Annotated in this window: 23 protein-coding genes and 1 pseudogene; 16 read left to right on the top strand and 8 right to left on the bottom strand. The window is 67.5% G+C overall.

From position 1 onward, the window contains the following. The first annotated feature begins 302 nt into the window (after window positions 1-302). Both AC3DE2_RS20010 and AC3DE2_RS20005 read left to right on the top strand, forming a co-directional pair. On the top strand, window positions 303-1,523 hold the full coding sequence (locus AC3DE2_RS20010) for an RtcB family protein (RefSeq protein ID WP_488427535.1): 1,221 nt from the start codon (window positions 303-305) through the stop codon (window positions 1,521-1,523). Between the two features lie 118 nt (window positions 1,524-1,641). Continuing rightward, entirely contained in the window at window positions 1,642-1,941 is a 300-nt protein-coding gene (locus tag AC3DE2_RS20005; RefSeq protein WP_295379435.1) for a hypothetical protein, read from the top strand. Window positions 1,942-1,995: 54 nt separating this feature from the next. Here the strand turns inward: AC3DE2_RS20005 and AC3DE2_RS20000 are convergent, their stop codons facing one another. Together AC3DE2_RS20000 and AC3DE2_RS19995 are read right to left on the bottom strand one after the other, a co-directional pair. Next, the gene (locus AC3DE2_RS20000) at window positions 1,996-4,488 is read right to left on the bottom strand and encodes an ABC transporter permease (RefSeq protein ID WP_488427534.1); all 2,493 of its coding nucleotides are present in this window, start codon (window positions 4,486-4,488) and stop codon (window positions 1,996-1,998) included. Next, window positions 4,485-5,195: an ABC transporter ATP-binding protein gene (locus tag AC3DE2_RS19995; protein ID WP_488427533.1), complete on the bottom strand. Its 711-nt coding sequence runs from the start codon at window positions 5,193-5,195 to the stop codon at window positions 4,485-4,487. The genes AC3DE2_RS20000 and AC3DE2_RS19995 overlap by 4 nt, the downstream gene beginning before the upstream one ends. Before the next feature lie 100 nt (window positions 5,196-5,295). Between AC3DE2_RS19995 and AC3DE2_RS19990 the strand changes: the two genes are divergently transcribed. Together AC3DE2_RS19990 and AC3DE2_RS19985 are read left to right on the top strand one after the other, a co-directional pair. Continuing rightward, the gene (locus AC3DE2_RS19990) at window positions 5,296-5,919 is read left to right on the top strand and encodes an arylesterase (RefSeq protein WP_488427531.1); all 624 of its coding nucleotides are present in this window, start codon (window positions 5,296-5,298) and stop codon (window positions 5,917-5,919) included. Window positions 5,920-6,053: 134 nt separating this feature from the next. Next, window positions 6,054-6,266 carry a hypothetical protein gene (locus tag AC3DE2_RS19985; RefSeq protein WP_295379426.1) on the top strand — a complete coding sequence of 71 codons (213 nt, stop codon included), beginning with the start codon at window positions 6,054-6,056 and terminating at the stop codon, window positions 6,264-6,266. A 167-nt stretch (window positions 6,267-6,433) separates the two neighbouring features. Here AC3DE2_RS19985 and AC3DE2_RS19980 read toward each other — a convergent pair whose 3' ends face one another. The 3 genes from AC3DE2_RS19980 to AC3DE2_RS19970 form a co-directional block, all read right to left on the bottom strand. After that, window positions 6,434-7,090 (bottom strand): DsbA family oxidoreductase, encoded by a 657-nt coding sequence (locus AC3DE2_RS19980; protein ID WP_488427530.1) that lies wholly within the window; start codon window positions 7,088-7,090, stop codon window positions 6,434-6,436. Between the two features lie 70 nt (window positions 7,091-7,160). Beyond that, window positions 7,161-8,195 (bottom strand): aldo/keto reductase, encoded by a 1,035-nt coding sequence (locus AC3DE2_RS19975; protein ID WP_295379449.1) that lies wholly within the window; start codon window positions 8,193-8,195, stop codon window positions 7,161-7,163. Between the two features lie 116 nt (window positions 8,196-8,311). Then, window positions 8,312-9,046: an SDR family oxidoreductase gene (locus tag AC3DE2_RS19970; protein WP_295379425.1), complete on the bottom strand. Its 735-nt coding sequence runs from the start codon at window positions 9,044-9,046 to the stop codon at window positions 8,312-8,314. A gap of 169 nt (window positions 9,047-9,215) precedes the next feature. Here AC3DE2_RS19970 and AC3DE2_RS19965 point away from each other — a divergent pair, with 169 nt between their 5' ends. The 9 genes and pseudogenes from AC3DE2_RS19965 to AC3DE2_RS19925 all read left to right on the top strand — a co-directional run bounded on the left by AC3DE2_RS19965 (window position 9,216) and on the right by AC3DE2_RS19925 (window position 16,019). Next, a complete protein-coding gene (locus AC3DE2_RS19965) occupies window positions 9,216-10,163 on the top strand; it encodes an AraC family transcriptional regulator (RefSeq protein WP_488427529.1) in 948 nt (315 codons plus the stop codon). A 134-nt stretch (window positions 10,164-10,297) separates the two neighbouring features. Continuing rightward, window positions 10,298-10,855 carry a DUF3016 domain-containing protein gene (locus AC3DE2_RS19960; RefSeq protein ID WP_295379420.1) on the top strand — a complete coding sequence of 186 codons (558 nt, stop codon included), beginning with the start codon at window positions 10,298-10,300 and terminating at the stop codon, window positions 10,853-10,855. Between the two features lie 151 nt (window positions 10,856-11,006). Further along, entirely contained in the window at window positions 11,007-11,474 is a 468-nt protein-coding gene (gene msrB / locus AC3DE2_RS19955) for a peptide-methionine (R)-S-oxide reductase MsrB (RefSeq protein ID WP_295379417.1), read from the top strand. An 89-nt stretch (window positions 11,475-11,563) separates the two neighbouring features. Then, the gene (locus AC3DE2_RS19950; protein ID WP_488427528.1) at window positions 11,564-12,601 is read left to right on the top strand and encodes a CorA family divalent cation transporter; all 1,038 of its coding nucleotides are present in this window, start codon (window positions 11,564-11,566) and stop codon (window positions 12,599-12,601) included. An 89-nt stretch (window positions 12,602-12,690) separates the two neighbouring features. Beyond that, window positions 12,691-13,545 (top strand): flagellar motor stator protein MotA, encoded by an 855-nt coding sequence (gene motA / locus AC3DE2_RS19945; RefSeq protein ID WP_295382624.1) that lies wholly within the window; start codon window positions 12,691-12,693, stop codon window positions 13,543-13,545. Window positions 13,546-13,553: 8 nt separating this feature from the next. Continuing rightward, window positions 13,554-14,498: pseudogene (gene motB / locus AC3DE2_RS19940) on the top strand (flagellar motor protein MotB); the annotation flags it as partial. An 88-nt stretch (window positions 14,499-14,586) separates the two neighbouring features. After that, entirely contained in the window at window positions 14,587-15,354 is a 768-nt protein-coding gene (locus AC3DE2_RS19935) for a HipA family kinase (RefSeq protein ID WP_488427539.1), read from the top strand. Continuing rightward, window positions 15,317-15,730 (top strand): DUF3037 domain-containing protein, encoded by a 414-nt coding sequence (locus tag AC3DE2_RS19930; protein ID WP_295382622.1) that lies wholly within the window; start codon window positions 15,317-15,319, stop codon window positions 15,728-15,730. Before AC3DE2_RS19935 ends, AC3DE2_RS19930 begins: the two co-directional genes overlap by 38 nt. A 7-nt stretch (window positions 15,731-15,737) precedes the next feature. Further along, window positions 15,738-16,019: a DUF4031 domain-containing protein gene (locus AC3DE2_RS19925; RefSeq protein WP_295382621.1), complete on the top strand. Its 282-nt coding sequence runs from the start codon at window positions 15,738-15,740 to the stop codon at window positions 16,017-16,019. A 29-nt stretch (window positions 16,020-16,048) separates the two neighbouring features. Here AC3DE2_RS19925 and AC3DE2_RS19920 read toward each other — a convergent pair whose 3' ends face one another. Next, window positions 16,049-17,005 (bottom strand): winged helix-turn-helix domain-containing protein, encoded by a 957-nt coding sequence (locus AC3DE2_RS19920; RefSeq protein WP_488427527.1) that lies wholly within the window; start codon window positions 17,003-17,005, stop codon window positions 16,049-16,051. Window positions 17,006-17,149: 144 nt separating this feature from the next. Here AC3DE2_RS19920 and AC3DE2_RS19915 point away from each other — a divergent pair, with 144 nt between their 5' ends. Continuing rightward, a complete protein-coding gene (locus tag AC3DE2_RS19915) occupies window positions 17,150-18,415 on the top strand; it encodes an SGNH/GDSL hydrolase family protein (RefSeq protein WP_488427526.1) in 1,266 nt (421 codons plus the stop codon). A gap of 960 nt (window positions 18,416-19,375) precedes the next feature. On the opposite strand, the gene AC3DE2_RS19910 is transcribed toward AC3DE2_RS19915, so the two are convergent. After that, complete coding sequence (locus AC3DE2_RS19910; protein ID WP_488427525.1) at window positions 19,376-19,840, bottom strand: Lrp/AsnC family transcriptional regulator; 465 nt, start codon at window positions 19,838-19,840, stop codon at window positions 19,376-19,378. A gap of 106 nt (window positions 19,841-19,946) precedes the next feature. Here AC3DE2_RS19910 and AC3DE2_RS19905 point away from each other — a divergent pair, with 106 nt between their 5' ends. Together AC3DE2_RS19905 and AC3DE2_RS19900 are read left to right on the top strand one after the other, a co-directional pair. Beyond that, complete coding sequence (locus AC3DE2_RS19905) at window positions 19,947-20,558, top strand: LysE family translocator (RefSeq protein WP_488427524.1); 612 nt, start codon at window positions 19,947-19,949, stop codon at window positions 20,556-20,558. Window positions 20,559-20,636: 78 nt separating this feature from the next. Further along, on the top strand, window positions 20,637-21,380 hold the full coding sequence (locus AC3DE2_RS19900; protein ID WP_488427523.1) for a hypothetical protein: 744 nt from the start codon (window positions 20,637-20,639) through the stop codon (window positions 21,378-21,380). A 24-nt stretch (window positions 21,381-21,404) separates the two neighbouring features. Here AC3DE2_RS19900 and AC3DE2_RS19895 read toward each other — a convergent pair whose 3' ends face one another. Then, complete coding sequence (locus AC3DE2_RS19895; protein WP_488427522.1) at window positions 21,405-21,965, bottom strand: DUF6630 family protein; 561 nt, start codon at window positions 21,963-21,965, stop codon at window positions 21,405-21,407. Window positions 21,966-21,983 lie beyond the last annotated feature (18 nt).

Raw genomic sequence — 21,983 nt, 5'->3', positions numbered from 1 at the left:
CCTTCCCCCGCACGCGGGGGAAGGCGTTCAAGCAAACCCGCCCCCTCCCCCGTTCACGGGGGAGGGCTGGGGTGGGGGCAGACCGGAGCCGATGGTTTTGATTGGCCAGGCGGGCATCGAACATTGCGATGCTCGACGCAACCACGACCCGCGTCTTCGTTCACCCCCATCCCAACCTTCCCCCGCACGCGGGGACGGAGCTTCAAACCCACTTCCGCCTCCATCCAAGGGAGAAGGAAGCAAAAGCAGACGCTCCTCGCCCGTTCGCGCGGACAGGGGCTTTATCCTTCAAGGAAGCGATCATGAACACTTCAAACTTCGAACTGCTGCATGCCGAGGGCAGCGCCACGCCGATCAAGGGCTGGGTGCGCGGCGTGCCCTTGGAAGCCGAGGCGCACGAGCAGTTGCGCAACATCGCGTCCATCCCGTTCGTCGGGCCGTGGGTGGCGGTGATGCCGGACGTGCACCTGGGCAAGGGTGCAACCGTGGGGTCGGTCATTCCGACCCGGGGTGCCATCATCCCGGCAGCGGTCGGCGTGGACATCGGCTGCGGCATGGCCGCGGTGCGGACCACGTTGCGCGCCCGCGATCTGCCCGACAGCCTGGCGCAGCTGCGCAACTCGATCGAGCGCAGCGTGCCGGTCGGCAATGGACGCGGCGGCGAACACCGCCGTCTGCCGGACAGCATCGCGACCCGTGTGGTCGAGTCCGGCCTGGTGCAACGCCTGGACGTGATCAAGCAGAAGCACCGCAGGATCCGCACCGACAAGCTCGACGGCCAGCTCGGGACGCTGGGCGGCGGCAACCACTTCATCGAAATCTGCCTCGACGAGTCGGATGCGGTGTGGGTGATGCTGCACAGCGGGTCCCGCGGCACCGGCAACCTGATCGGCACCTACTTCATCGAGCGCGCGCGCGAGGCACTGGCGCACCGCGTGCTCGGCTTCCACCTGCCGGACAAGGACCTGGCGTTCTTCATGGAGGGGGAGCCGCTGTTCGATGACTATGTGGAAGCGGTGTCGTGGGCGCAGGACTATGCCCGCCAGAACCGCGAGGCGATGATGGCGCGGGTGCTGGCGGAAATGCGCCACCGCCTGCCGAAGTTCCAGTTGGAGAAGCTGGCGGTGAACTGCCATCACAACTACGTGCAGAAGGAAACGCATGGTGGGCAGGAACTGCTGGTGACCCGAAAAGGCGCGGTCAGCGCGCGTGAAGGCGAGCTGGGCATCATCCCGGGCAGCATGGGCACGCGCAGCTACATCGTGCGTGGCAAGGGAAACACGGATAGTTTCCACAGCTGCAGCCACGGCGCCGGCCGTGTCATGAGCCGTACCGCCGCGCGCCAGCGGATCACGCTGTCACAGCACCGCGAGGCCACGGCGCACGTCGAATGCCGAAAGGACGAAGGCGTGATCGACGAATCACCGGCCGCCTACAAGTCCATCGACGCGGTGATGGCCGCGCAGTCCGATCTGGTCGAGGTGGTCCACACCCTGCGCCAGGTGGTCTGCATCAAGGGGTAAGCTTCGGCTTGCCCTTTTTTTTGCGCGTTCTCTTCGCATTCCGCAAACATCCGCTTGATGGGCCGCGAACATGCGCATGGGCATGCTATGGGTTCTCCCGTGGCAAGCGAGGCCAACCATGCGCGCACTGTTCGTCGGCGGCATCATCGACAACAAGGAAATGGACATGGACGAGGGTCGTCCGCCCGTCCACTATCCGGAAAACACCGGCGGAGGCCAGCCACGCTATCGGTTGCAGTTCGTCGGCGAGCGTGACGATGGCTCCATCGCCTTTGCCGTCTACGGCGCACCGGAGCTGCCCGACGAAGAAATCGATCGGGTCATGGATGAACGCGCCTACGCGCGCCGCTTCGACGCGCAGCCGGTCAAGCCGGCATCGCTGTCCGGCATGGAAAGCGATCGCGGCTCCCTGCATTGAGCTGTGACGAGGGTTGTCATGACCGGCCCGCGTTCGATGCGGGCCGGTCGCGATTCATCCCTGCAATTCGCGCAAGGTGACCGAAGGCGGCGCGTCCAGTACCTTGCGGGTGGCGAACAGACCAGCACCGAGCGCCGCCAGCAATCCGATGCCGCCACCGATGGCGGCCAGCTGCCAGTTGCCGCGCCAGGGCAGGTCGAACACCTGGGTGGCGATGACGCCCGCCAGCACCGAGGCGGCGATGGCCGCCACCAGGCCCGACAGCAGGCCGATGGCGGCGAATTCGGAGGCCTGCGCCAGTCGCAGCTGGCGGCGGCTGCCGCCGAGCACCCGCATCACGCCGCCTTCCAGCAGGCGCTCGTCCTGGCTGGCACTGACGGCGGCCAGCAGCACCAGCACGCCAGCCGCCAGCGAGAACCAGAACACCACCTGCACCACCGTCGACACCTGGTCGGCGGTGCTGCGGACCTGTTTGAGCACCGCGTCCACGTCGATCACCGACAGGTTGGGGAAGGCGCCGACCAGATCGCGGGTGAAACGCGTCTTCGCCGGCGGCACGCTGACCGCGGTGATGTAGCTGGCGGAATAGCCGTCCAGCGAGCGCGGCGATGCGATGACGAAGAAGTTGGGTCGGAAGCTCTCCCAGTCCACGCTGCGCAGGCTGGTGATGCGTCCTTCGAAGGATTGTCCGGCGATGTCGAAGGTCACGCGGTCGCCCAGTTTCCAACCCAGCGATTCGGCGAAGTCTTCTTCCACCGACAACTCGGGCGAAGCCGGCACGCCGGTCCAGAACTTGCCGGCGGTCACCACGTTGTCGTCGCGGAGATGGTCGGCGACGGACAGATTGAACTCACGATCGGCGCGCCGGCGGGTGCGCTCGTCGGCTTCGGCGTAGTCGTCGGCACTGGCCGGCTTGCCGTTGTGCTCGATCATCCGTCCGCGGATCATCGGATACAGGACGGCTTCGCCCAGTCCCTGCGCGCGCAGGAACCCTTGGACCGGGGCGACCTGATCCTGCTGCACGTTGATGATGAAACGATTGGGCGCGTCGGCGGCCAGCGCCATCTGCCAGCGATCCAGCAGATCGGTACGCACGAAGGTCAGCAGCAGCAGCGCCATCAGGCCGAGGCCGAGCGCGGCGATCTGGGCGATGCTGGTGCCGGCGCGGCGACTGACGTTGGCCAGGCCATAGCGCAGGCTGCCGCGCAGGCGTCCGCGCAATCGACGGACCACCCGGATCAGGACCCAGGCCAGCAACGCCAGCACCGCCAGCGTGGCGACAATGCCCACCAGCATCGCGGTACCGAGCGCCGCCGAACCGGCTTTCCACCACAACAGCGCGCCGAGTCCGATGAAACCGGCCAGCGCCACCAGCCAGGCACTGGGTTCGGTGGGATCCAGATCGCGCCGCAACACGCGCAGCGCGGGCACCCGCCGCAGCGCCAGCACGGGCGGGGCGCCAAACGCGAGCAATACGATCAGCCCCACGCCATAGCCCTGCCATGCCGGCATCAGGCCGGCGGGCGGAATCGAGATGGCAAGGCTGCGTTCCAGCCAGCCGCCGATGGCCCATTGCAGGCCGAACGCGATGGCCACGCCGATCGTGCAGGCGAACAGGCCGAGCAGCAGCAGTTCGCCCACGTGCACGCCCACCAGGGTGCGCTGGCTGGCGCCGAGGCAACGCATCACCGCCGTGCCGGACAGATGGCGCTCGCTGTGCCGGCGCGCGGCCATCGCCACCGCCACCGCGGCCAGCACCACCGACACCAGCGCCGCCAGGCCAAGGAAGCGGCCCGCGCGATCCAATGCCGAACGGATCTCGGGACGCGCGTCCTGGATGGTTTCCAGCCGCTGTCCGCGCTCCAACCGCGTCTTCGCCGCGTTGGTGAAACGCTCGACGCCAGCCGCATCCCCCGCCACCACCAGCCGGTAGCGGATGCGGCTGCCTTCCTGCACCAGGCCGGTCGACGCCACGTCCGCCCTGTTGATGAACACGCGTGGCGCCACGTTGAAGTAATCCAGGGCCGCATCCGGTTCCTGCACCACGCGTGCGGCCAGCCGCAGTTGCACGTTGCCGATGCCGATCGGATCACCCTCCCGCGCCCCCAGGGTGTCGGCGCCGGCCTGGCTCATCCACAAGGTGCCGGGTGCGGGAATGCCCCGGGCATCGTGCTCGCCCTGCGCATCGATGACGCGGAAACTGCCACGCAACGGGAATCCCTCGCCGAGCGCACGCAACTCGCCCAGCTTCAGATCCTCGCCGGCGCGGATCATGCTCTGGAATTCCATTGTCTCGGTCAGGCGCAGGCCGGCCTCGCGCGCACTGCTCCGCAACGCATCGCTGATCGGCGCATCCCCGCGCACCACCGCGTCCCCGCCAAGCAACCGGTTCGCCTCGATCGCCAGTGCACGCTCGGCGCGATCGGTGACGAAGCCGACGGCGGTCACCGCCACCACCGCAAGCACCAGTGCGGCGAACAGGATGCGGATGTCGCCGGCCGCCAGATCCCGGCGCAGCTGGCGCCAGGCCATCTTCAGCGTTCTCATGCGAGGTCGTCCGCGACCAGGCGGCCGCTGTCCAGGCGCAGGCGCCGGCCGCAGCGCGCCGCCAGGTGTTCGTCATGGGTGACCAGCACCAAGGTCGTGCCGGCCTCGGCGTTGAGCGCGAACAGCAGCTCGATGATCGCCTGTCCGGTGTGCGTGTCCAGATTGCCGGTGGGCTCGTCGGCAAACAGCAGCGACGGCCGGGTGACGAAGGCGCGCGCGAGCGCCACGCGTTGCTGCTCGCCGCCGGACAGTTGGCGTGGGTAGTGCCCAAGCCGTTGCCCCAATCCCACCTTCTCCAGAATGCCGCGCGCCGCCGCCTCGACGGCGGCGTCGCCGCGCAGCTCCAACGGCAGCATCACGTTTTCCAGCGCGGTCAGCGATGGCAGCAACTGGAAGCTCTGGAACACGAAACCGACCTTCGCGCCGCGTACGCGCGCACGACCGTCCTCGTCCAGCGAAGACAGCGGCTCGCCTTCCAGCACCACGCTACCGCTGGAGGGCGTGTCCAGTCCGGCCAACAGCGACAGCAGCGTGCTCTTTCCGGATCCGGAAGCGCCTACGATGGCGACGGTGGCCCCGCGCGGGACGCGGAAGCCGACGTCGTCCAGGATCGTCAGATCCTCCCCCGGAAGCGCGACGCGCTTGCCCAGTCCGGTTACCTGAAGCGCATCTGTCACGAGGGTGCGGGGTGCGGTGGAATCGGCCATGATCATCTCTATGCTGACGCCCTCCATCATTGGGAGCATGGATTAAATGTTCTTTAAGAACATCCCGTATGGGGCCGCCCGGACCCGTCTGCAATGTGCCATGAGTACCGCCCTGCTGCTATTGGCGGCGCTGCTGGCGCTGCCGCTGGCCGCGCAGACGCCGGCCGCCGGCGCGCCGCGCACCGTCCTGGTGATGGGTGATTCGCTCTCCGCCGCGTACGGGTTGTCCGCCGCGCAGGGCTGGGTTTCCCTCACCGCCGAACAGGTCAAGCGCACCCGACCGGGCTGGCGGGTGGTCAACGCCAGCATCAGCGGCGAGACGACCGCCGGTGGCGCCTCGCGCATCGCGGCCGAACTGCAGCGTCATCGTCCCGCCATCGTGGTGATCGAACTGGGCGCCAACGACGGCCTGCGTGGTCTCTCGCTGGCGCAGACCCGGACCAACCTGGACAGGATGATCCAGGCCGCGCGGAAAGCGGGCGCCCGGGTGATGCTCATCGGCATGCGCATTCCACCCAACTACGGTCCCGACTACACGCGCGGATTCGAGGCCAACTTCAAGGCGCTGGCCGATCAGTACAAGCTGCCGCTGCTGCCGTTCCTGCTGGAGCCCGTCGCGCGCGACCGCGCCAATTTCCAGGCCGACAACCTGCACCCGGTGGCGGCGGCGCAGCCGAAGATCCGGGACCACGTCTGGCAGGTGCTGGGGCCGATGCTCAAGTGACCGCCCCGACGGGGCGGCATGTAGGTTTTTTCCTACACCACGTCGCGGAATCCGCTGAATGTGAAACACCTCGCCTCCGGGCAGGCTACGTAACCGCGCAGGAACGCGCGTCTGCTGGCTTGCTGGAGGTCCCTATGCCCCGTCTTCTGTTCACCATCGCCGCCGCCAACGAAGGCTGGCAGCTCTATGAGGGCGAGCACGGCCGTTCCCGCTATCAGACCCTGAACGATGCCCGCGACAGCGCCCGGATGCTGGCCGCCACCCTGTACGAGCACCACGGCATCCCGACTGCGGTAGTGATGGACATGGCCGGCCGCGAGGCGGTGGTCGTGTCCCGCCACGGCTGAGCCCGCCTGCCGGGCGCGGGGAGCGGACCCTCTCCCGCTTTCCGCGTCCGGCACGCTGTGTGAGCGCGCATTGACCCAGGGTACTGGATGCCGGCGGACACCTGGGCCGTTGCTGGCCGCTGCACAGCGACGCAGGGTCTGTGAGGCCCCGCCATCCGCCGAAGGCCTCAGCCGGCGATGCCGGACAACTGGCGCAGGGCCTGTTCGAAGACATCCACCGGTTGCCCGCCCTGGATCAGGTGGCGATCGTTGAACACCACCGACGGCACCGCGCTGATGCCGTGTTCCTGGTAGAAGCGCTGCTGCGCGCGTACCGCCCCCGTGTATTCGTCTGAGGCGAGAATCGCCCGCGCACGCGCTTCGTCCAGGCCCACCGATGCAGCCACCGATGCCAGCACCTCGTGCGAGGACACGTCCTTCCCTTCGCCGAAGTACGCACGCAACAGCGCGTGCTTGAGCGCGCGCTGCTTGTCCAGGCCCTCGCCTTCGGCCCAATGCAGCAGCCGGTGGGCGTCGAAGGTATTGACCATGCGGCGGCGGCGGTCCATGTCGAAGGTGAAGCCCAATGCCTCGCCGCGCTGGCGGATCGCCTCGCTGTTGCTGCGCGCCTGCTCGGCGCTCATGCCGTACTTGCGGGTCAGATGCTCGATGACGTCTTCGCCGCCGGCCTGCATCTGCGGATTGAGTTCGAACGGCTGGAAATGCAGTTCCACCTGCAAATCGCCGCCAATGCGGGCAATGGCCTGCTCCAGCGATTGCAGGCCGATGGCGCACCACGGGCACACCACGTCGGAAACGAAGTCGATCTTGACCGGTTGGCTCACGCGGATTTCTCCTGGAAAACGGTGTTCGCCCGCGAGGCTGCACGCAGGCGGCGAAGCGACGGCGCCGGGCTCAGACCGGCGTCGGGTTGCGGTACTTGAAACCGGCCTGGTGCCAGTAGGGATAAGGCTTGGTGACCGCACTGGCGGCATCCAGGCGCGCCACCTGCGCGGCGTCCAGGTTCCAGCCGACCGCGCCGAGGTTCTGCTTCAACTGTTCCTCGTTGCGCGCACCCACCACCAGGGTGGAGACGGTCGGACGCTGCAACAGCCAGTTCAACGCGATCTGCGGAATGGTCTTGCCGGTCTCGGCGGCGATTTCGTCCAGCACGTCAACGACCCGGTACAGATGTTCCGGATCCACCGGCGGACCGGAATCGAGACTGGCCTGCGATTGCAGGCGGCTGGTTTCCGGCAGCGGTTGGCCTCGGCGGATCTTGCCGGTCAGGCGTCCCCAGCCAAGCGGACTCCACACCACCGCACCCACGCCCTGGTCGGCGGCCAGCGGCATCAACTCCCATTCGTAGTCGCGGCCGACCAGCGAGTAATACGCCTGGTGGGCGACATAGCGCGACCAGCCATGGCGATCGGCCACGGCGAGCGACTTCATCAGGTGCCAACCGGAGAAATTGGACACGCCCAGGTAGCGGATCTTGCCGGCGCGGACCAGGTTGTCGAGGGTGGAAAGCACTTCCTCGGCGGGCGTGCGCGCATCGAAGCCGTGCAACTGGAACAGATCGATGTAGTCCGTGCCCAGGCGCTTCAGTGCCGCATCGACCGCCTGGATCAGGTGATAGCGGGAAGAACCGACGCTGTTTTCGCCTTCGTCGAAACGGAAGGTCGCCTTGGTCGACAGGATCAGCGAATCGCGCGGCCGGCCCTTGATGGCCTCGCCGAGGATGGATTCGGCGGCGCCCTTCGAATAGACGTCGGCACTGTCGAACATGTTCAGCCCGGCGTCCAGGCAGATGTCGATCAGCCGGCGCGCCTCGGCGACGTCGGTCTGGCCCCAGGAACTGAACAATGCGCCCTGGCCACCAAAGGTGCCGGTGCCGAAGCTGAGGACGGGTACGCGGAAACCGGAGGCGCCCAGGTAGCGATATTCCATGGCGGGGAGCTCGATGCGGGGAGGGTCCGCCATTTCACTCCTCCGCGCCCATCCGGGCAAGCCGCGGAGTGGAAAGCATTGTTGCCCTCCACCCCGCGTGCCCGGGTGCATGCCGATCAGTAGGCGCTGGCGGTCGGGCGCACGATCACTTCGCTGACGTCCACGTCATCGGGCTGTTCGACGGCATAGGCGATCGCACGCGCGATCGCCTCGGCGGGAATCGCGATCTTGCGGAATTCATCCATGCCGGCCTTCGAGCCCGGATCGGTGATGGTGTCGGCCAGTTCGCTGGTGGTGACGCCCGGTGAAATCACGGTGACGCGCAGATCCTGGTGCTCCTGGCGCAGGCCTTCGGAGATGGCCAGCACCGCATACTTGGTGGCGCAGTAGACCGCCGCGGTCGGATAGACCGCGTGGCCACCGATCGAGGACACGTTGACGAACTGGCCGCCGCCCTGGGCCTTCATGACCGGCAGGCCGGCGGCGATGCCGTGCAGCACGCCGCGGATGTTGACGTCGATCATGCGGTTCCATTCGTCGATCTTCAGCGCTTCCAGCGGCGACAGCGGCATCACCCCGGCGTTGTTGACGATGACGTCCACCCGGCCGAATTCGGTGCGCGCGTGCTCGATGAAGGCGCGGGTGTCTTCCAGGTCGGTGACGTCGAGCGCGCGATGACGGGCCTGGCCTCCAGCCTGGGTGATTTCGGCGACCAGGCGCTCCAGGCGGTCGGTGCGGCGCGCGCCCAGCACCACGCGGGCGCCGCGGCGTGCCAGTTCGCGCGCGGTGGCCTCGCCGATGCCGCTGCTGGCGCCGGTGATGGCGATGACTTTTCCTTCGATTCCGGACATGGGGGATGACCTTTCGGGATGGCCGGCGCGGGGTGCGCCGGCGGGAGGCGCAGTCTGGTGCCGCCCGGCGGTTCCTCGATATCCGGTTTCTCCGCGATTCTTGCCCGATCCTGCATGGCACCCCGGTGGACGGTATCCAGACGCGAGGCGGGGCGTAGACTCCATCGCCATGGAAACCACGCCCGTTCCCGCGCAAATCCCGACGCCCGTGTCCTCCGGCCTCGAATCCCGAATCGAGGAACGGCGCGCCTTGCTCGCCGAGGCGATTGAACGATTCACCGGCCACGACGGCATCCACACCACCGCCATCGACGCGCTGCGCTTCTCCCGGCTGAGCGCGCCCAGCGCACCGATGGGCGCACTGCAGGAGCCGTCCCTGTGCCTGATCGTCCAGGGCAGCAAGCAGACCTTGCTGGGCGACGAGGTCTACCAGTACGACGCATCGCGCTATCTGCTCGCCTCGGTGGATCTGCCCATCACCGGACAGGTGATCCAGGCCAGCGCCGAACAGCCCTATCTGTGTTTCGTGCTGAAGCTGCCGCCCACCGACATCGCCGCGCTGGTGACCCAGGCGGAGGAAGCGTCCGCACCCCTGCCCCCACCCTCGCGCGGCATCGCGGTCAGCCAGTGCGATCCGGATCTGATGGACGCCGCGCTGCGGCTGGTCCGGCTGCTCGATTCACCGCAGGACATTCCACTGCTGGCGCCGCTGATCCTGCGCGAAATCCACTATCGCCTGCTGCGCAGCGAACAGGGCGGCATGCTGCGCCACATCGGCGTGGCCGACAGCCAGGGCCATCGCGTGGCCCGCGCGATCGGCTGGTTGCGGCAGAACTTCCACCAGCCGCTGCGCATCGATCACATCGCCCGCCAGGTGCACATGAGTCCTTCGGCGCTGCACCACCACTTCAAGGCGGTGACCGCGATGAGCCCATTGCAGTACCAGAAGCAACTGCGCCTGCAGGAGGCGCGCCGCCTGATGCTGACCGAAGTGGTCGACGCGGCGACGGCCGGACACCGGGTGGGCTATGAAAGTCCTTCCCAGTTCAGCCGCGAGTACAGCCGCATGTTCGGGGCACCGCCCGTGCGCGACGTGGAGCGCCTGCGTACCAGCTGAATCCGGCGCGTGACCCGCCGTTCAAGGACATGAACTTCGGGTGACGGGCACACAGGAAAAGCCGGTTGGCGCGTTGCTGGCCTCCTCTGGCCGGCGCAGAATCCAAGTCCCCCGATACTTTCTGGAGACCGGCCATGAAACGCGTATCCCTCCTGTCCGCCCTGGTGCTGGGCTTGGCGCTGAGCGGACCGCTGCTGGCCAAGTCCAGGACGGTCACCGACCCCAACACCCCGCGCGAACTGCCGACCGCCAACGCGGTCAGCATCGACTGGACCGACCCCGCCCAGTTCACCGACCTGCGCTACAGCGGCAACCGCTGGGAAGCCGCGCAGGGCAACTGGGTGGTCGATCTCGCCACCTACCTGCAGAAGCAGGCCGGCAAGCGCCTGGCGCCCGGCCAGCAGATGCACATCACCATCACCGACATCCGCCGCGCGGGCAGCTATGAACCCGGCCGCGGCTTCAACATGGATCGCATCCGCATCGTCAAGGACATCTATCCACCGCGGGTGACACTGAATTTCGAGCTGAAGGACGCCAACGGCCAGGTGCTGGCCCAGGGCGAACGCAAGCTGGTCGACAGCGCCTTCATGATGGGCGGCGGCAAGCTGCTCGACACCGATCCGCTGCGCTTCGAGAAGCGCATGCTGGATGACTGGCTGTACCGCGAGTTCAGGCGCGACGACGCCTGAACCGTCGGCCCGGCCGGCGCGAAGGAAGGCGGCCCCATGGCCGCCTTCTTTCTTTTCCGAGTGCCGCCACGCCGGTGACGCCGGGTATCCGCAGGCTTGCGGAAAGGCCGGACGCCACCATATATCCGGTTCGACGACCCCGGAGCCTTCCATGAGCGCCTTCGACCTCACCCCGCCCACCGATGCCCAGCGCGAACAGCTGACGGCCGCCCTCAGTGACGAGGAACGCCGGGTCCTGCTCCATCATGGCACCGAGGCGCCATTCTGCGGCGTGTTCCTGGACAACAAGCGCGAAGGCACCTACACCTGCCGCTTCTGCGGACTGCCGCTGTTCCGTTCCAGCGCCAAATTCGATTCCGGCACCGGCTGGCCGAGTTTCTTCGCGCCATTCGACGAGCGCCACATCGGACGCAACCGCGACAGCAGCTACGGCATGGTGCGGACCGAAATCGTCTGCGCCCGTTGCGGCAGCCATCTGGGCCACGTGTTTCCCGACGGACCGCCGCCGACCCACGAGCGCCATTGCCTGAACTCGGTGTCGCTGGATTTCACCGGCGAAGGCGAGCCGCTACCGGATCGCATGCAACGCGGCGCACCGGAAGGCCAGCCCCTGTCCTGAGCAGCCCGCGCCACTGTCACAAAACCGGCATGTGGCGCGCGTAACCTGACGGTCACGAAACTGTCGTCTGCCGTGAAGGCGGCATCGCCATGCTGGTCCGCTCCGACGCCGACGTCCTGTTCGACGGGTTTCCCGGCCTGCTCTGGGCACTGCGCATCGACGTCGATGGGCACGCCGTGCCGATCGAGGCGGGCAATCCGATGGCGCCCGCGGAAGCCACCGGCTGGCGCTGGTTGCACTTCAACCAGAGTGACGCCCGCAGCGTGCAGTCGGTGACGCACCTGCCGCTGTCCGAGGACGCGCGCGAAGCCCTGCTCTCGCATGACACCCACGTCATCCTGCAGCGGCAGGACGAAGGCGCCTACGGGGTCTTCGTCGACTGGGAGCACCAACGCGCCGGCGGATCCGCGCCGCGTACGCCGGGCCAGCACGATGGTCTGGGCTGGCTGCATTTCGCCATCGGCGACGGGCTGCTGGTCACCGCGCGGCGGCAACCGCTGCGTTCGGTCGAGACCGTGCGCCGGCAGTTGTGCGCGGGCGAACGCTGCACGACCCCGGCCCGGGTGCTGGAAGCCATTGCCGAACACTTCGCCGATTCGGTCGAACGCGCCACGGACGAGTTGTCCGAATCGCTGGACCGGATCGAGGACCGCGTGCTCGCCGACGCCATCGGCGACGAACGCCGTGACCTGGCTTCGTTGCGCCATCGCAGCGTCCGCCTGCATCGCCCGCTGACCGCGATGCGCCGCGTGCTCAAGCAGTTCGAACAGCGGCACGCGGCCGATGAGGAAGAGGATGAACTCCTGTCGGTGGCGTCACGCCTCGGCCAGCGCTTCGACGATCTGGACGGCGACGTGTCGACCCTGCAGGAACGCGCCCGCCTGTTGCAGGACGAGGTCGCCGCCAAGCTGGCCGAACGCACCAATACCCATCTGTACGTGTTGTCGATGATCACCGCGCTGCTGCTGCCGCCGAGCCTGGTGGTGGGCATCTTCGGCATGAACCTGCACGGCCTGCCCTTCGCCGACCATCGCGCCGGGGCGTCGGCGGCGCTGGTGCTGTGCGGCCTGTCCAGCCTGGCGGTCTACCTGATGCTGCGCCGGCTGGGTGTCTCGCGTTCGACCTGATCCGACCTGGTCGCCCCGGCCGACGGACGGCCGCTCAAGAATCCCGGTCCGGGGCCGACATCCCTTCGTACCCCGCACCGTGCCGCCCCATGCTCATCATCGTTGGAATCCTGGTCGTCATCGCGAGCGTGCTGGGCGGCTTCGTCGCCTCGCATGGAAAACTCGCCGCGCTCTGGCAGCCGTTCGAACTGGTGATCATCGGCGGCGCCGCGCTGGGCGCGTTCCTGATGAGCAATCCGCCCAAGGTGGTGAAAGCGACGTTCGCCAGCATTCCCGCGGTGTTCAAGGGCGACAAATACAAGTCGACCGACTACCTGGACGTGCTGACCCTGATGTACGAGCTGTTGAACAAGGCTCGCCGCGAGGGCTTCATCGCGCTGGAATCGCACGTGGACGCCCCGTCCTCGAGTGATCTGTTCAACAAGTACCCGAAAGTGCTGGCGGACCATCACCTGATGGACTTCATCACCGACTGCCTGCGCCTGATGGTCGGCAGCAACATCGAGCCGCACGAGCTGGAGCCGTTGCTGGAACTGGAGCTGGAAAAGCACCACCACGAAATGATGGCGCCGGCGCATGCGCTGGCCAAGGTCGCCGATGGCCTGCCCGGCTTTGGCATCGTCGCGGCGGTGCTCGGCATCGTCATCACCATGGGTTCGATCGGCGGCGACATCGTCCAGGTCGGCGCGCACGTGGCTGGCGCGCTGGTCGGGACCTTCCTCGGCATCCTGCTGGCCTATGGTTTCGTCGGTCCGCTGGCGGCCGCGGTCGAAGCGCGCGCCGAACAGGACAGCCGCATCTACGAGAGCGTGAAGACCGCGCTGCTGGCCTGCCTGCGCGGCTACAACCCGAAGGTCGCGCTGGAATTCGCCCGCAAGACCCTGCCCTCGAACGTGCGTCCCCAGTTCGCCGAATTCGAGACCCACCTCAAGGGCGCGAAGTAGGCAGCGCCATGGCCGAGAAGTCGACGGTCATCGTGGTCCGCCGGGTCCGCAAGGTCCAGGGCGGTGGCCACCACGGCGGTTCCTGGAAGGTCGCCTACGCGGATTTCGTCACCGCGATGATGGCGTTCTTCCTGGTGATGTGGCTGGTCGGCGCCACCACCAACAAGGACCGCGCGGCGATCTCCGAGTATTTCCGCAATCCCAGTCCGCTCAGCGGCAAGAGCTTTTCGCCCGCGCCCGGCCCGAACGGGCCCGGCGGCGCGAGCACGTCGCTGATCAAGCTGGGTGGCACCATGGACATTCCGCGCGGCAGCGGCGACGACCCCTTCAGCAAGCCCGATCCCGACAACCGCACGCCGACCGCGGCGCCGGATCCGGACCAGGCAGCGCGGGAGCACGCCCAGGACCAGCGGCGGCTGGAAGCGCTGATGCAGGCGCTGGAAGAAGCCATCAGCCGCAGCCAGGCGCTGGAGCCGTTCAAGGATCAGCTGCTGATCGATCTGACCCCGGAAGGCCTGCGCATCCAGATCGTCGACCAGCAGAACCGGCCTATGTTCGACCTGGGCAGTTCCTCGCTCAAGTCCTATACGGCGGACATCCTCCACGAGCTGGCCGGCTTCATCAATCGCGTGCCCAACCACATCAGCATCACCGGGCACACCGACGTCACCGGCTACAGCCGTGCCGGATACACCAATTGGGAACTCAGCGCGGATCGCGCCAACGCGGCGCGCCGCAGCCTGGTCGAGGCGGGCATGGACGAGAGCAAGGTCACCCGGGTGGTCGGGCTCTCCTCCTCGGTCCTGTTCGACAAGCAGAACCCGCAGAATCCGATCAACCGTCGCATCAGCATCGTCATCATGACCCGCGCCGCCGAGGCCGAGGCGCTGGACGACAAGGGACTGGCGCTGGGCAAGGTGCTGGCCGACGCGGACACGCGGGTGCCCGGCCTGCCGTCACCGTCCCCGCTGCCGCCGCGCGCCGGACATCCCTGACCGATTTCGCCGTGCCCGCGCGGGAGGCTATCCTTGCGCGATGACCCTGCGCACCATTTCCGCCACCCGTTACGTCACCCCGCTGCGTGAGGGTGGTTCGATGCCCGCCATCGTCGAGGCCGACGACGACGGCATGTACGTGCTCAAGTTCCGCGGCGCCGGCCAGGGGCCGCGCGCGCTGGTGGCGGAACTGATTTCCGGCGAGGTCGCGCGGGCGCTGCAGTTGCCGGTACCGGAAATCGTGCTGGTCGAACTGGATCCGGATCTCGCGCGTACCGAGGGCGATCCGGAAATCCAGGATCTGATCAAGGCCAGCGCCGGCCTCAACCTGGCGCTGGACTACCTGCCCGGCGCGGCCAACTTCGATCCGGTCGCCGAACAGCCGGCGGCGGACCTGGCCTCGGACATCGTCTGGTTCGATGCCTTCATCAGCAACGTGGACCGCACCGTGCGCAATCCCAACCTGCTGATCTGGCACCGCCGCTTGACCTTGATCGACCACGGCGCTTCGCTGTATTTCCACCATGGCTGGGATGGCGACACCAGCGGTGCGGGCCGGCCTTTCCCGCTGATCCGGGATCACGTCCTGCTGCCCTGGGCCAGCGAACTGGAAGCCGCCGACGCCCGGTTGAGCGCCCGCCTGACGCCGGGTCTGCTGGCGGGCATCGTCGCGCAGGTACCGGATACCTGGCTGCAGGGCGGCGACGCCTTCGGCCCGCCCGACCAGCAGCGCGCGGCGTATGCCCATTACCTGCAGCAACGCCTGGCGCTGCCGCATGCGTTCGCGCAGGAGGCCCAGCGTGCACGCGCCTGATACCTACGACTATGCGGTGATCCGGGTCGTCCCGCGCGTGGAGCGCGAGGAATTCATCAACGTCGGCGTGATCGTGTCCTGCGAGAAGACCGGTTTCCTGCAGGCGCGCATCGAGTTGGACGAAGCCCGCGTGCGCGCACTGGATCCGCGCGTGGACCTGGAATCCTTGCAACGCCATCTCGCCGCCATCCCGCGGATCTGCGAAGGCGGCGCCCAGGCCGGTCCCATCGGATTGTTGCCCAAGCGCGCACGGTTCCACTGGCTGACCGCCAAGCGCAGCGCCATCATCCAGACCTCGCCCGTGCACATGGGCAAGTGCGGCGACATGCAGGCGGTGATCGAACACCTGCTCGACCGCATGGTGCGGATCCGGTGATCCGGCGATGAGCGTGTATGTCGACGACGCGGTGCATGCCTGGCGCGGCCAGCGCTGGGCGCATCTGATGGCCGACAGCCTGGAAGAACTGCACGCGATGGCGCAGCAGTTGGGAATCCCGCGCCGTGCGTTCCAGAACAAGACCAGCGGCGCCCACTACGACGTAACCGCGGACCTGCGCGAGGATGCCATCCGGTTGGGGGCAGTCCCCATCTCCCGGCACCAGGACCGCGCATTGGTCAAGGCGGTGATCGCCCGCGCCAAGGAGCAGGGACGCGGCGGCGACTGAACCGCATGGCCGGACCGCCAGCTCCCCTGTCAGGGTGAAGCTGCGTTCGACGGCGCCAGCCGCGCCAGTACCGAAGTCACTTCACCGGCGATCTCGTCCTGCATCGCCAGTTTGTCTTCGTGCGGGCGGTCGTAGGTGTCCGACCACACCACGAAGCCATCGTCGGCGCGCAGCAGCCGCACCGACACCCGCAGGGTGCTTTCGGATTTGCGCACGCTGCCGTCCAGCAGATAGGCCACGCCGAGCGAGCGGGCAATTTCCGGAACCGGTACCTGCTTGTCCTTGAACTGGAACGAGGCGGTCGGCGCGGAGACCCTCAGGCCGGGCACCTGGCTCAGGCGGACAATCAGCTCCTCGGTCATGCCGTCGGCGAAGGGTTCCTCGTTCATCGCATCGGTCAGGTCCAGGAACGGCAGCACCGCCAGCGTCTGCAGCCGCGATGCCGCGGGCACCTGCACCGCCGCCTCGGCGTCCTCGCGATCACCCGACTGATAGGCCGCCACGCCGAAAACCACCAGCAACGCCACCGCCAGCAGCCAGCCCAGCCGCGCGGGAATCCCACGAGCACGGCGGTCCGCGTTGTCCACGGGCGCGGCCGGAACCGCTCGCTCCGGCCCCGTGGACTGCGCGACGACGCTCGCCGGTTCAATGGCCGAGGGGACGGTGGCCACCTCGGCAATCAGCCGATAGCCCAGCCGGGGCACGGTGGCGATATAGCGTGGCTGCCGGGAATCATCACCCAGTTGGCGGCGCAGCGAGGTGATCGCCTGGTAGACCGAATCCGGACTGACGATGACCTCCGGCCAGCCGCTGGCCAGCAACGCATCGAGGCTGACCACCTCGCCGGGCTGCTCGGCCAGGCGCAGCAGCAACGCCAGCGCGCGGGCCTCCAGGGGCACGCGATCGTTGCCCCGTGCCGCCACCCCGGACACGGTGTCCACGTCCCAGTCACCGATGCGCAGCAGGGTTCGCGCGGTCTTGTCCAAGCGCCCGTCCATTGGTTTCAGAACTTTTCAGCGTGTTTCAGCGCGGCCGTCAGGACTTCCGCCGGCCGGGGGCGGCATCGTACCGCGCGCCGGTCCGACGACACAGGGCCCCTCGCATCCAACACTCCACTCCGGGGAATCCGCATGACGGCAGCACTGAAATCCATCACGCTCGGCCTGGCCGGCGCCCTGCTCTGGCTATCGCCTTTCGCCCCTGCCCAGGCAGGGTCCGCCACATCCGACACGCCCGTCGATGCCCCCCACTGGGTGGCCAGTTGGGGTGCGGCCCCGGTCACCGCCGGTCCCGCGCTGCCGCCGCGGACGATACGCCAGGTGATCCGCACCAGCCTGGGCGGGACGGCGGTACGGATACGCCTGTCCAATCTGTTCGGCGGCAGCCCGCTTGTCGTCGGGTCGGTCCGCGTGGCGCGATCCGCGGACGGTCCCGCCATCCAGGCAGGCACCGATCGGAGCGTGAGCTTCGACGGCATGGCGCGGGTGACGCTTCCCCCCGGAGGCTCGGTCCTGAGCGATGCGGTGGCGTTGCCGGTGGCGGCGCTGGAAAGCCTGGCCATCAGCCTGTACCTGCCGGAAGGCGCATCCGCGCCGACGGTCCACCAAGTCGGCAACCAGACGGTCTACCTGGCACAAGGCGACCTGACCTCGCAGTTGCGATTCGAACCCGAAGGCGAAGCCGACGACACCCGCTACCTGCTCACCGATCTGGAAGTCGCCGCGGAAGTGGATGCACGCGGTCTCGTCGTGCTCGGTGATTCGATCACCGACGGCGTGGGTTCCAGCGAAAACGCCAACGCGCGCTGGCCGGATCGGTTGGCCGAACGCCTGCAGGCCACTCCGGCAACCCGCGCCATCGCCGTGGTGAACGCCGGCATCGCCGGCAATCGCATCCTCAATGACGCGGTGGCGCCCTACCGTGGCCCGAGTTCATTGTCCCGCCTGGATCGCGATGTGCTGGACAAACCGGGCGCGCGCTGGTTGCTGCTGCTGCAGGGAGGCAACGACATTTCGGCTTCGGATCTGCTGGACGCGCCGGACCAGAAGGTCAGTGCGGCACAGATCATCGAAGGCATGCAGGCGATCATTGTCCGTGCCCGCGCACGTGGCATCGAAGTCTGGGGCGCCACCCTGCTGCCACGAGGCGGCACCACCTTTCCGACGCCGCCGACCGCGGCCGCGCGCGCCAAACGGGATGCGGTGAATGCCTGGATACGCGAATCAGGCGCGTTCGACGTGGTGGTGGACTTCGCCCAGGTGATGCGCGATCCGGAGAAGCCGGATCACCTGCTGCCCGCCTACGACAGCGGCGACCACCTCCATCCCAACGATGCCGGTTACCGTGCGATGGCCGAAGCCATCGATCTCACGCAATTGGTGAACAAGCCTCGGTAGACGGGCAAGGGGGCATCACCCCGCTTGCCCCTTCCGCGCGCATTCCGTTCACCCCTTCCCCGCAAGCATTCCGTCCACGCCCCTTCCCCCGCATGCGGGGGAAGGCTGGGATGGGAGCAAACGAAGATGCGAGCTATCCATTGTTCCGACGCTCGCAACGTTCGACATCCCTCCGGATATCCAACGCTACCGGCTCCGGTACGCCCCCACCCCAACCCTCCCCCGTAAACGGGGGAGGGAGCCTTCGCCCCCTTTCCGCACACATTCCATTCAACTCTTTCCCCGCGCGCGTTCCATTCAACCCTTCCCGGCAAGCATTCCGTCCACGCCCTTCCTCCGCATGCGGGGGAAAGCTGGGATGGGGGAGAACGAAGACGCAAGTTGTCGTTGTTCCGACGCTCGCAACGTTCGACATCCCTCCGGACCATCCAACGTTTCCGACTCCGGTACGCCCCCACCCCAACCCTCCCCCGTAAACGGGGGAGGGAGCCTTCGCACCTTTCCGCGCGTTCCGTTCAGCCCTTTCCCCGCAGGCGTTCCGTTCACCCTTCCCTGCGAGCGTCCCGTCCACACCCCTTCCCCCGCATGCGGGGGAAGGCTGGGATGGGGAGAACGAAGACGCAAGTTGTCGTTGTTCCCACGCTCGCAACATTCGACATCCCTCCGGATATCCAACGCTACCGGCTCCGGTACGCCCCCACCCCAAACCCTCCCCCGTAAACGGGGGAGGGAGCGTTCGTCCCCTCTCCACGCGCGTTCCGTTCAGCCCTTCCCCGCAGGCATTCCGTCCACACCCCTTCCCCCGCATGCGGGGGAAGGCTGGGATGGGGGCGAACGAAGACGCGAGTTGTCGTTGTTTCGAGGTTCGCAACGTTCACCCCCCTCCAGACATCCCTCGCGGCCGTCGCGCGCCTCCAACCTCCCACAAACGGAGAAGTAAACCGTCCCCATCCTCCCGCCTCAGATCGGCAGGGAGTGACTGCGCTTCACCACCTGGCTGGGCAGATCCGTCTTGACGTTCTGGATGCCATTGGCGCGGGTGAGGTGGCGGGTCTGGAAACGGCGGTAGTCATCCAGATCCTCCACCACCACGCGCAACATCGCATCGCACTCGCCCAGCATGATGTAGCACTCCATCACCTGTGGCAGGCGCTCCATCGCGGCGATGAACCGATCGATGGTGTCCGCGTCCTGGGCGGTCAGCCATACCCGGGTGAACAGTGTCTGCGGGTAGCCCACCGCCACCGGATTGACCACGGCGACATAACGCTCGATGACCCCAGCCTCTTCCAGCAGTCGCACCCGGCGCAGGCAGGGGGACGGCGACAGGCCGACCCGCTGGGCCAGTTCCGTGTTCTGGATCCGCCCGTCCTCCTGCAGGGTGCGCAGGATGCGGCGATCCAGCTCGTCCAGCTTCGCAGGCATGAAACCTCCTCTGCCGCCAAATTATTGGCATGAAATGCCAATTTTGCAGAAATTACTGGAATATTCGCAACCCGATGGCGAGCCATTCTCCCTAGCATGATCCGCCATGGACACGACCACGCTGCTGCTCTTTTCCGCCACCGTTCTACCGCTGATCGCCACGCCCGGTCCGGACATGCTGTTCATCCTCGCCCAGACCTTGGGAGGCGGCGCCGGCGCCGGACTGCGTGCGACCTTCGGGGTCTGCGCCGGCTATCTGGTTCATTCGATGCTGGCCGCGCTCGGCCTGGCCGCGCTGATTGCCGCCTCGCCGCCCCTGTTCGCGGCGCTGCGTTGGGCCGGCGTGGCCTATCTGGCCTGGCTGGCCTGGCGACTGCTCCAGTCGGCGATGAAAACGGGCGGCCTGCAGGTCCACGGCGACCGGCATCCCGCCGAATTCCGGCGCGGTTTCCTGACTGCGGTACTCAACCCGAAGGGCATGATGATCTACTTCGCGATCCTGCCGCAGTTCATCTCCCATGGTGGTCCGGCGGCTTTGCAGGCCATCATGCTGTCGGCCACCTTCATTCTCCTGTGCGCGGCGTTCTATTCGCTACTCTGCCTCGCCATCGCGGCCGGCGGCTGGCGCAATGATCCCGGCGAACGCCGGCGGCGCTGGATCGAAGGCGTCTCCGGCGGACTGATCGCGGTGGCGGCAGGAAAACTGGCGATCGGTTGATCCACATCCGGGCCGGAGGCACCCGGCCTGCTATCGTTTGCCAGGCCCGCGATCGCGGCGGATACCGGAGGTCATCGCATGCGTGGTCTGGATTTCAGCTCCTGGCAGACCGTGTTGTCGACGCTGCTTGGCCTGGCGGTGATCACCCTGATCGGCGTCGGCATCCGCCTGCTGGTGATGCAGACCATTCAGCAGCGGCGCGAACGCGAGAACCGGCAGATCAACGAACGGCTGCGCACGCTCATCGCCGCCTACAAGACTCTGGGCGGTTCCTTCACCGGCCATCTGGCGGTGGACCCGACACACCTGCGGGATCTGAAGATGCGCCAGGCCCGGGAACCTGCCGGGGAAGACGACGTCGCCATCGGCTCGGAGCGTTCACGCAGGATCCGCGACGCCGTGGAAGCTGCATTGTCCGACATCATCCTGCTGGGCACCGACGAGCAGGTGCGGCTGGCGGCCCGCGCCGCCACCGACATGGTGGAAGGCCGACCCGTACATACCCACGATCTGGTGACATCGCTGCGCGATTTCATCCGCGCGGCACTGGACCTGGACCCGGTGCCGTCGGGACTGACCATTCCACCGCAAGGTCCCACGCGCCCCGGCGGCGGCGGGAAACCGGGCAGGAATGACGCCTCGCGCGACGACTCCCGTCAGGGCGGCGGCAAGGGCGGCAATGCCGGAGCCGGAGCCGGGGCCGGGGCCGGGGCCGGAGCCGGAGCCGGAGCCGGAGCCGGAGCCGGGGCCGGGGCCGGGGGCGCGGGAATGGGGCTGGGCGCCGGTCTGGCGCTGGGAGATGAAACCGAAACCCGGCGCTGAAGCCAGCAACGGTTCCGCGCACCCTCAGAAGGCGTCGCTGCCGGGCCGCAACTCGATTCCCAATGCCGCGCACAACTGCTGCATGCCCTCGTCATCCCGGCTGAGCGCAATCCAGCCCGCGTAGGCATCGCCATCGGTATTCCAGTTCCAGAGCGTATAGCCGTGCTCGCGCAGGCGGTCGTAGGCAACGGCCATCAAGCCAGGCACATCGGCGCCGTCCAGGAAGTCCTCGTCCGCCGGATCACCACCCCAGTCGATATCGATGTTCCAGCGCGCCGCCAACTGGTTGACGCTGTCGATCAGGGATTCGCTGTCCTTCCAGTCGACGTAGAAGCCCGACGACCAGTCGATGGCATCCTTCAACACCCACAGTGCGCCGTCCTCGTCGCCACCGGCCTCGGCCATCGCATCCCGCCAGCCGGCGAACTGGCGCAACGCGGTTTCCTCGTCGCCCGGGTTGATCAACACCAGCAGGTTCCAGATCAGGGCTTCCTGATCGCCGGTGTCGATGCCTTCTTCGTCGTCTCCCTCGGGCACGGAGAACGCGGCGTCGGCATCGAAATCGTCTTCATCGGGAAAGATCATGGGGGTCACCTGGGTAAT

Source organism: Pseudoxanthomonas sp. 68-E7 (assembly GCF_057773145.1).
The sequence above is the reverse complement of the archived record's forward strand: the minus strand, read 5'-3'. Positions and strand labels throughout refer to the sequence as shown.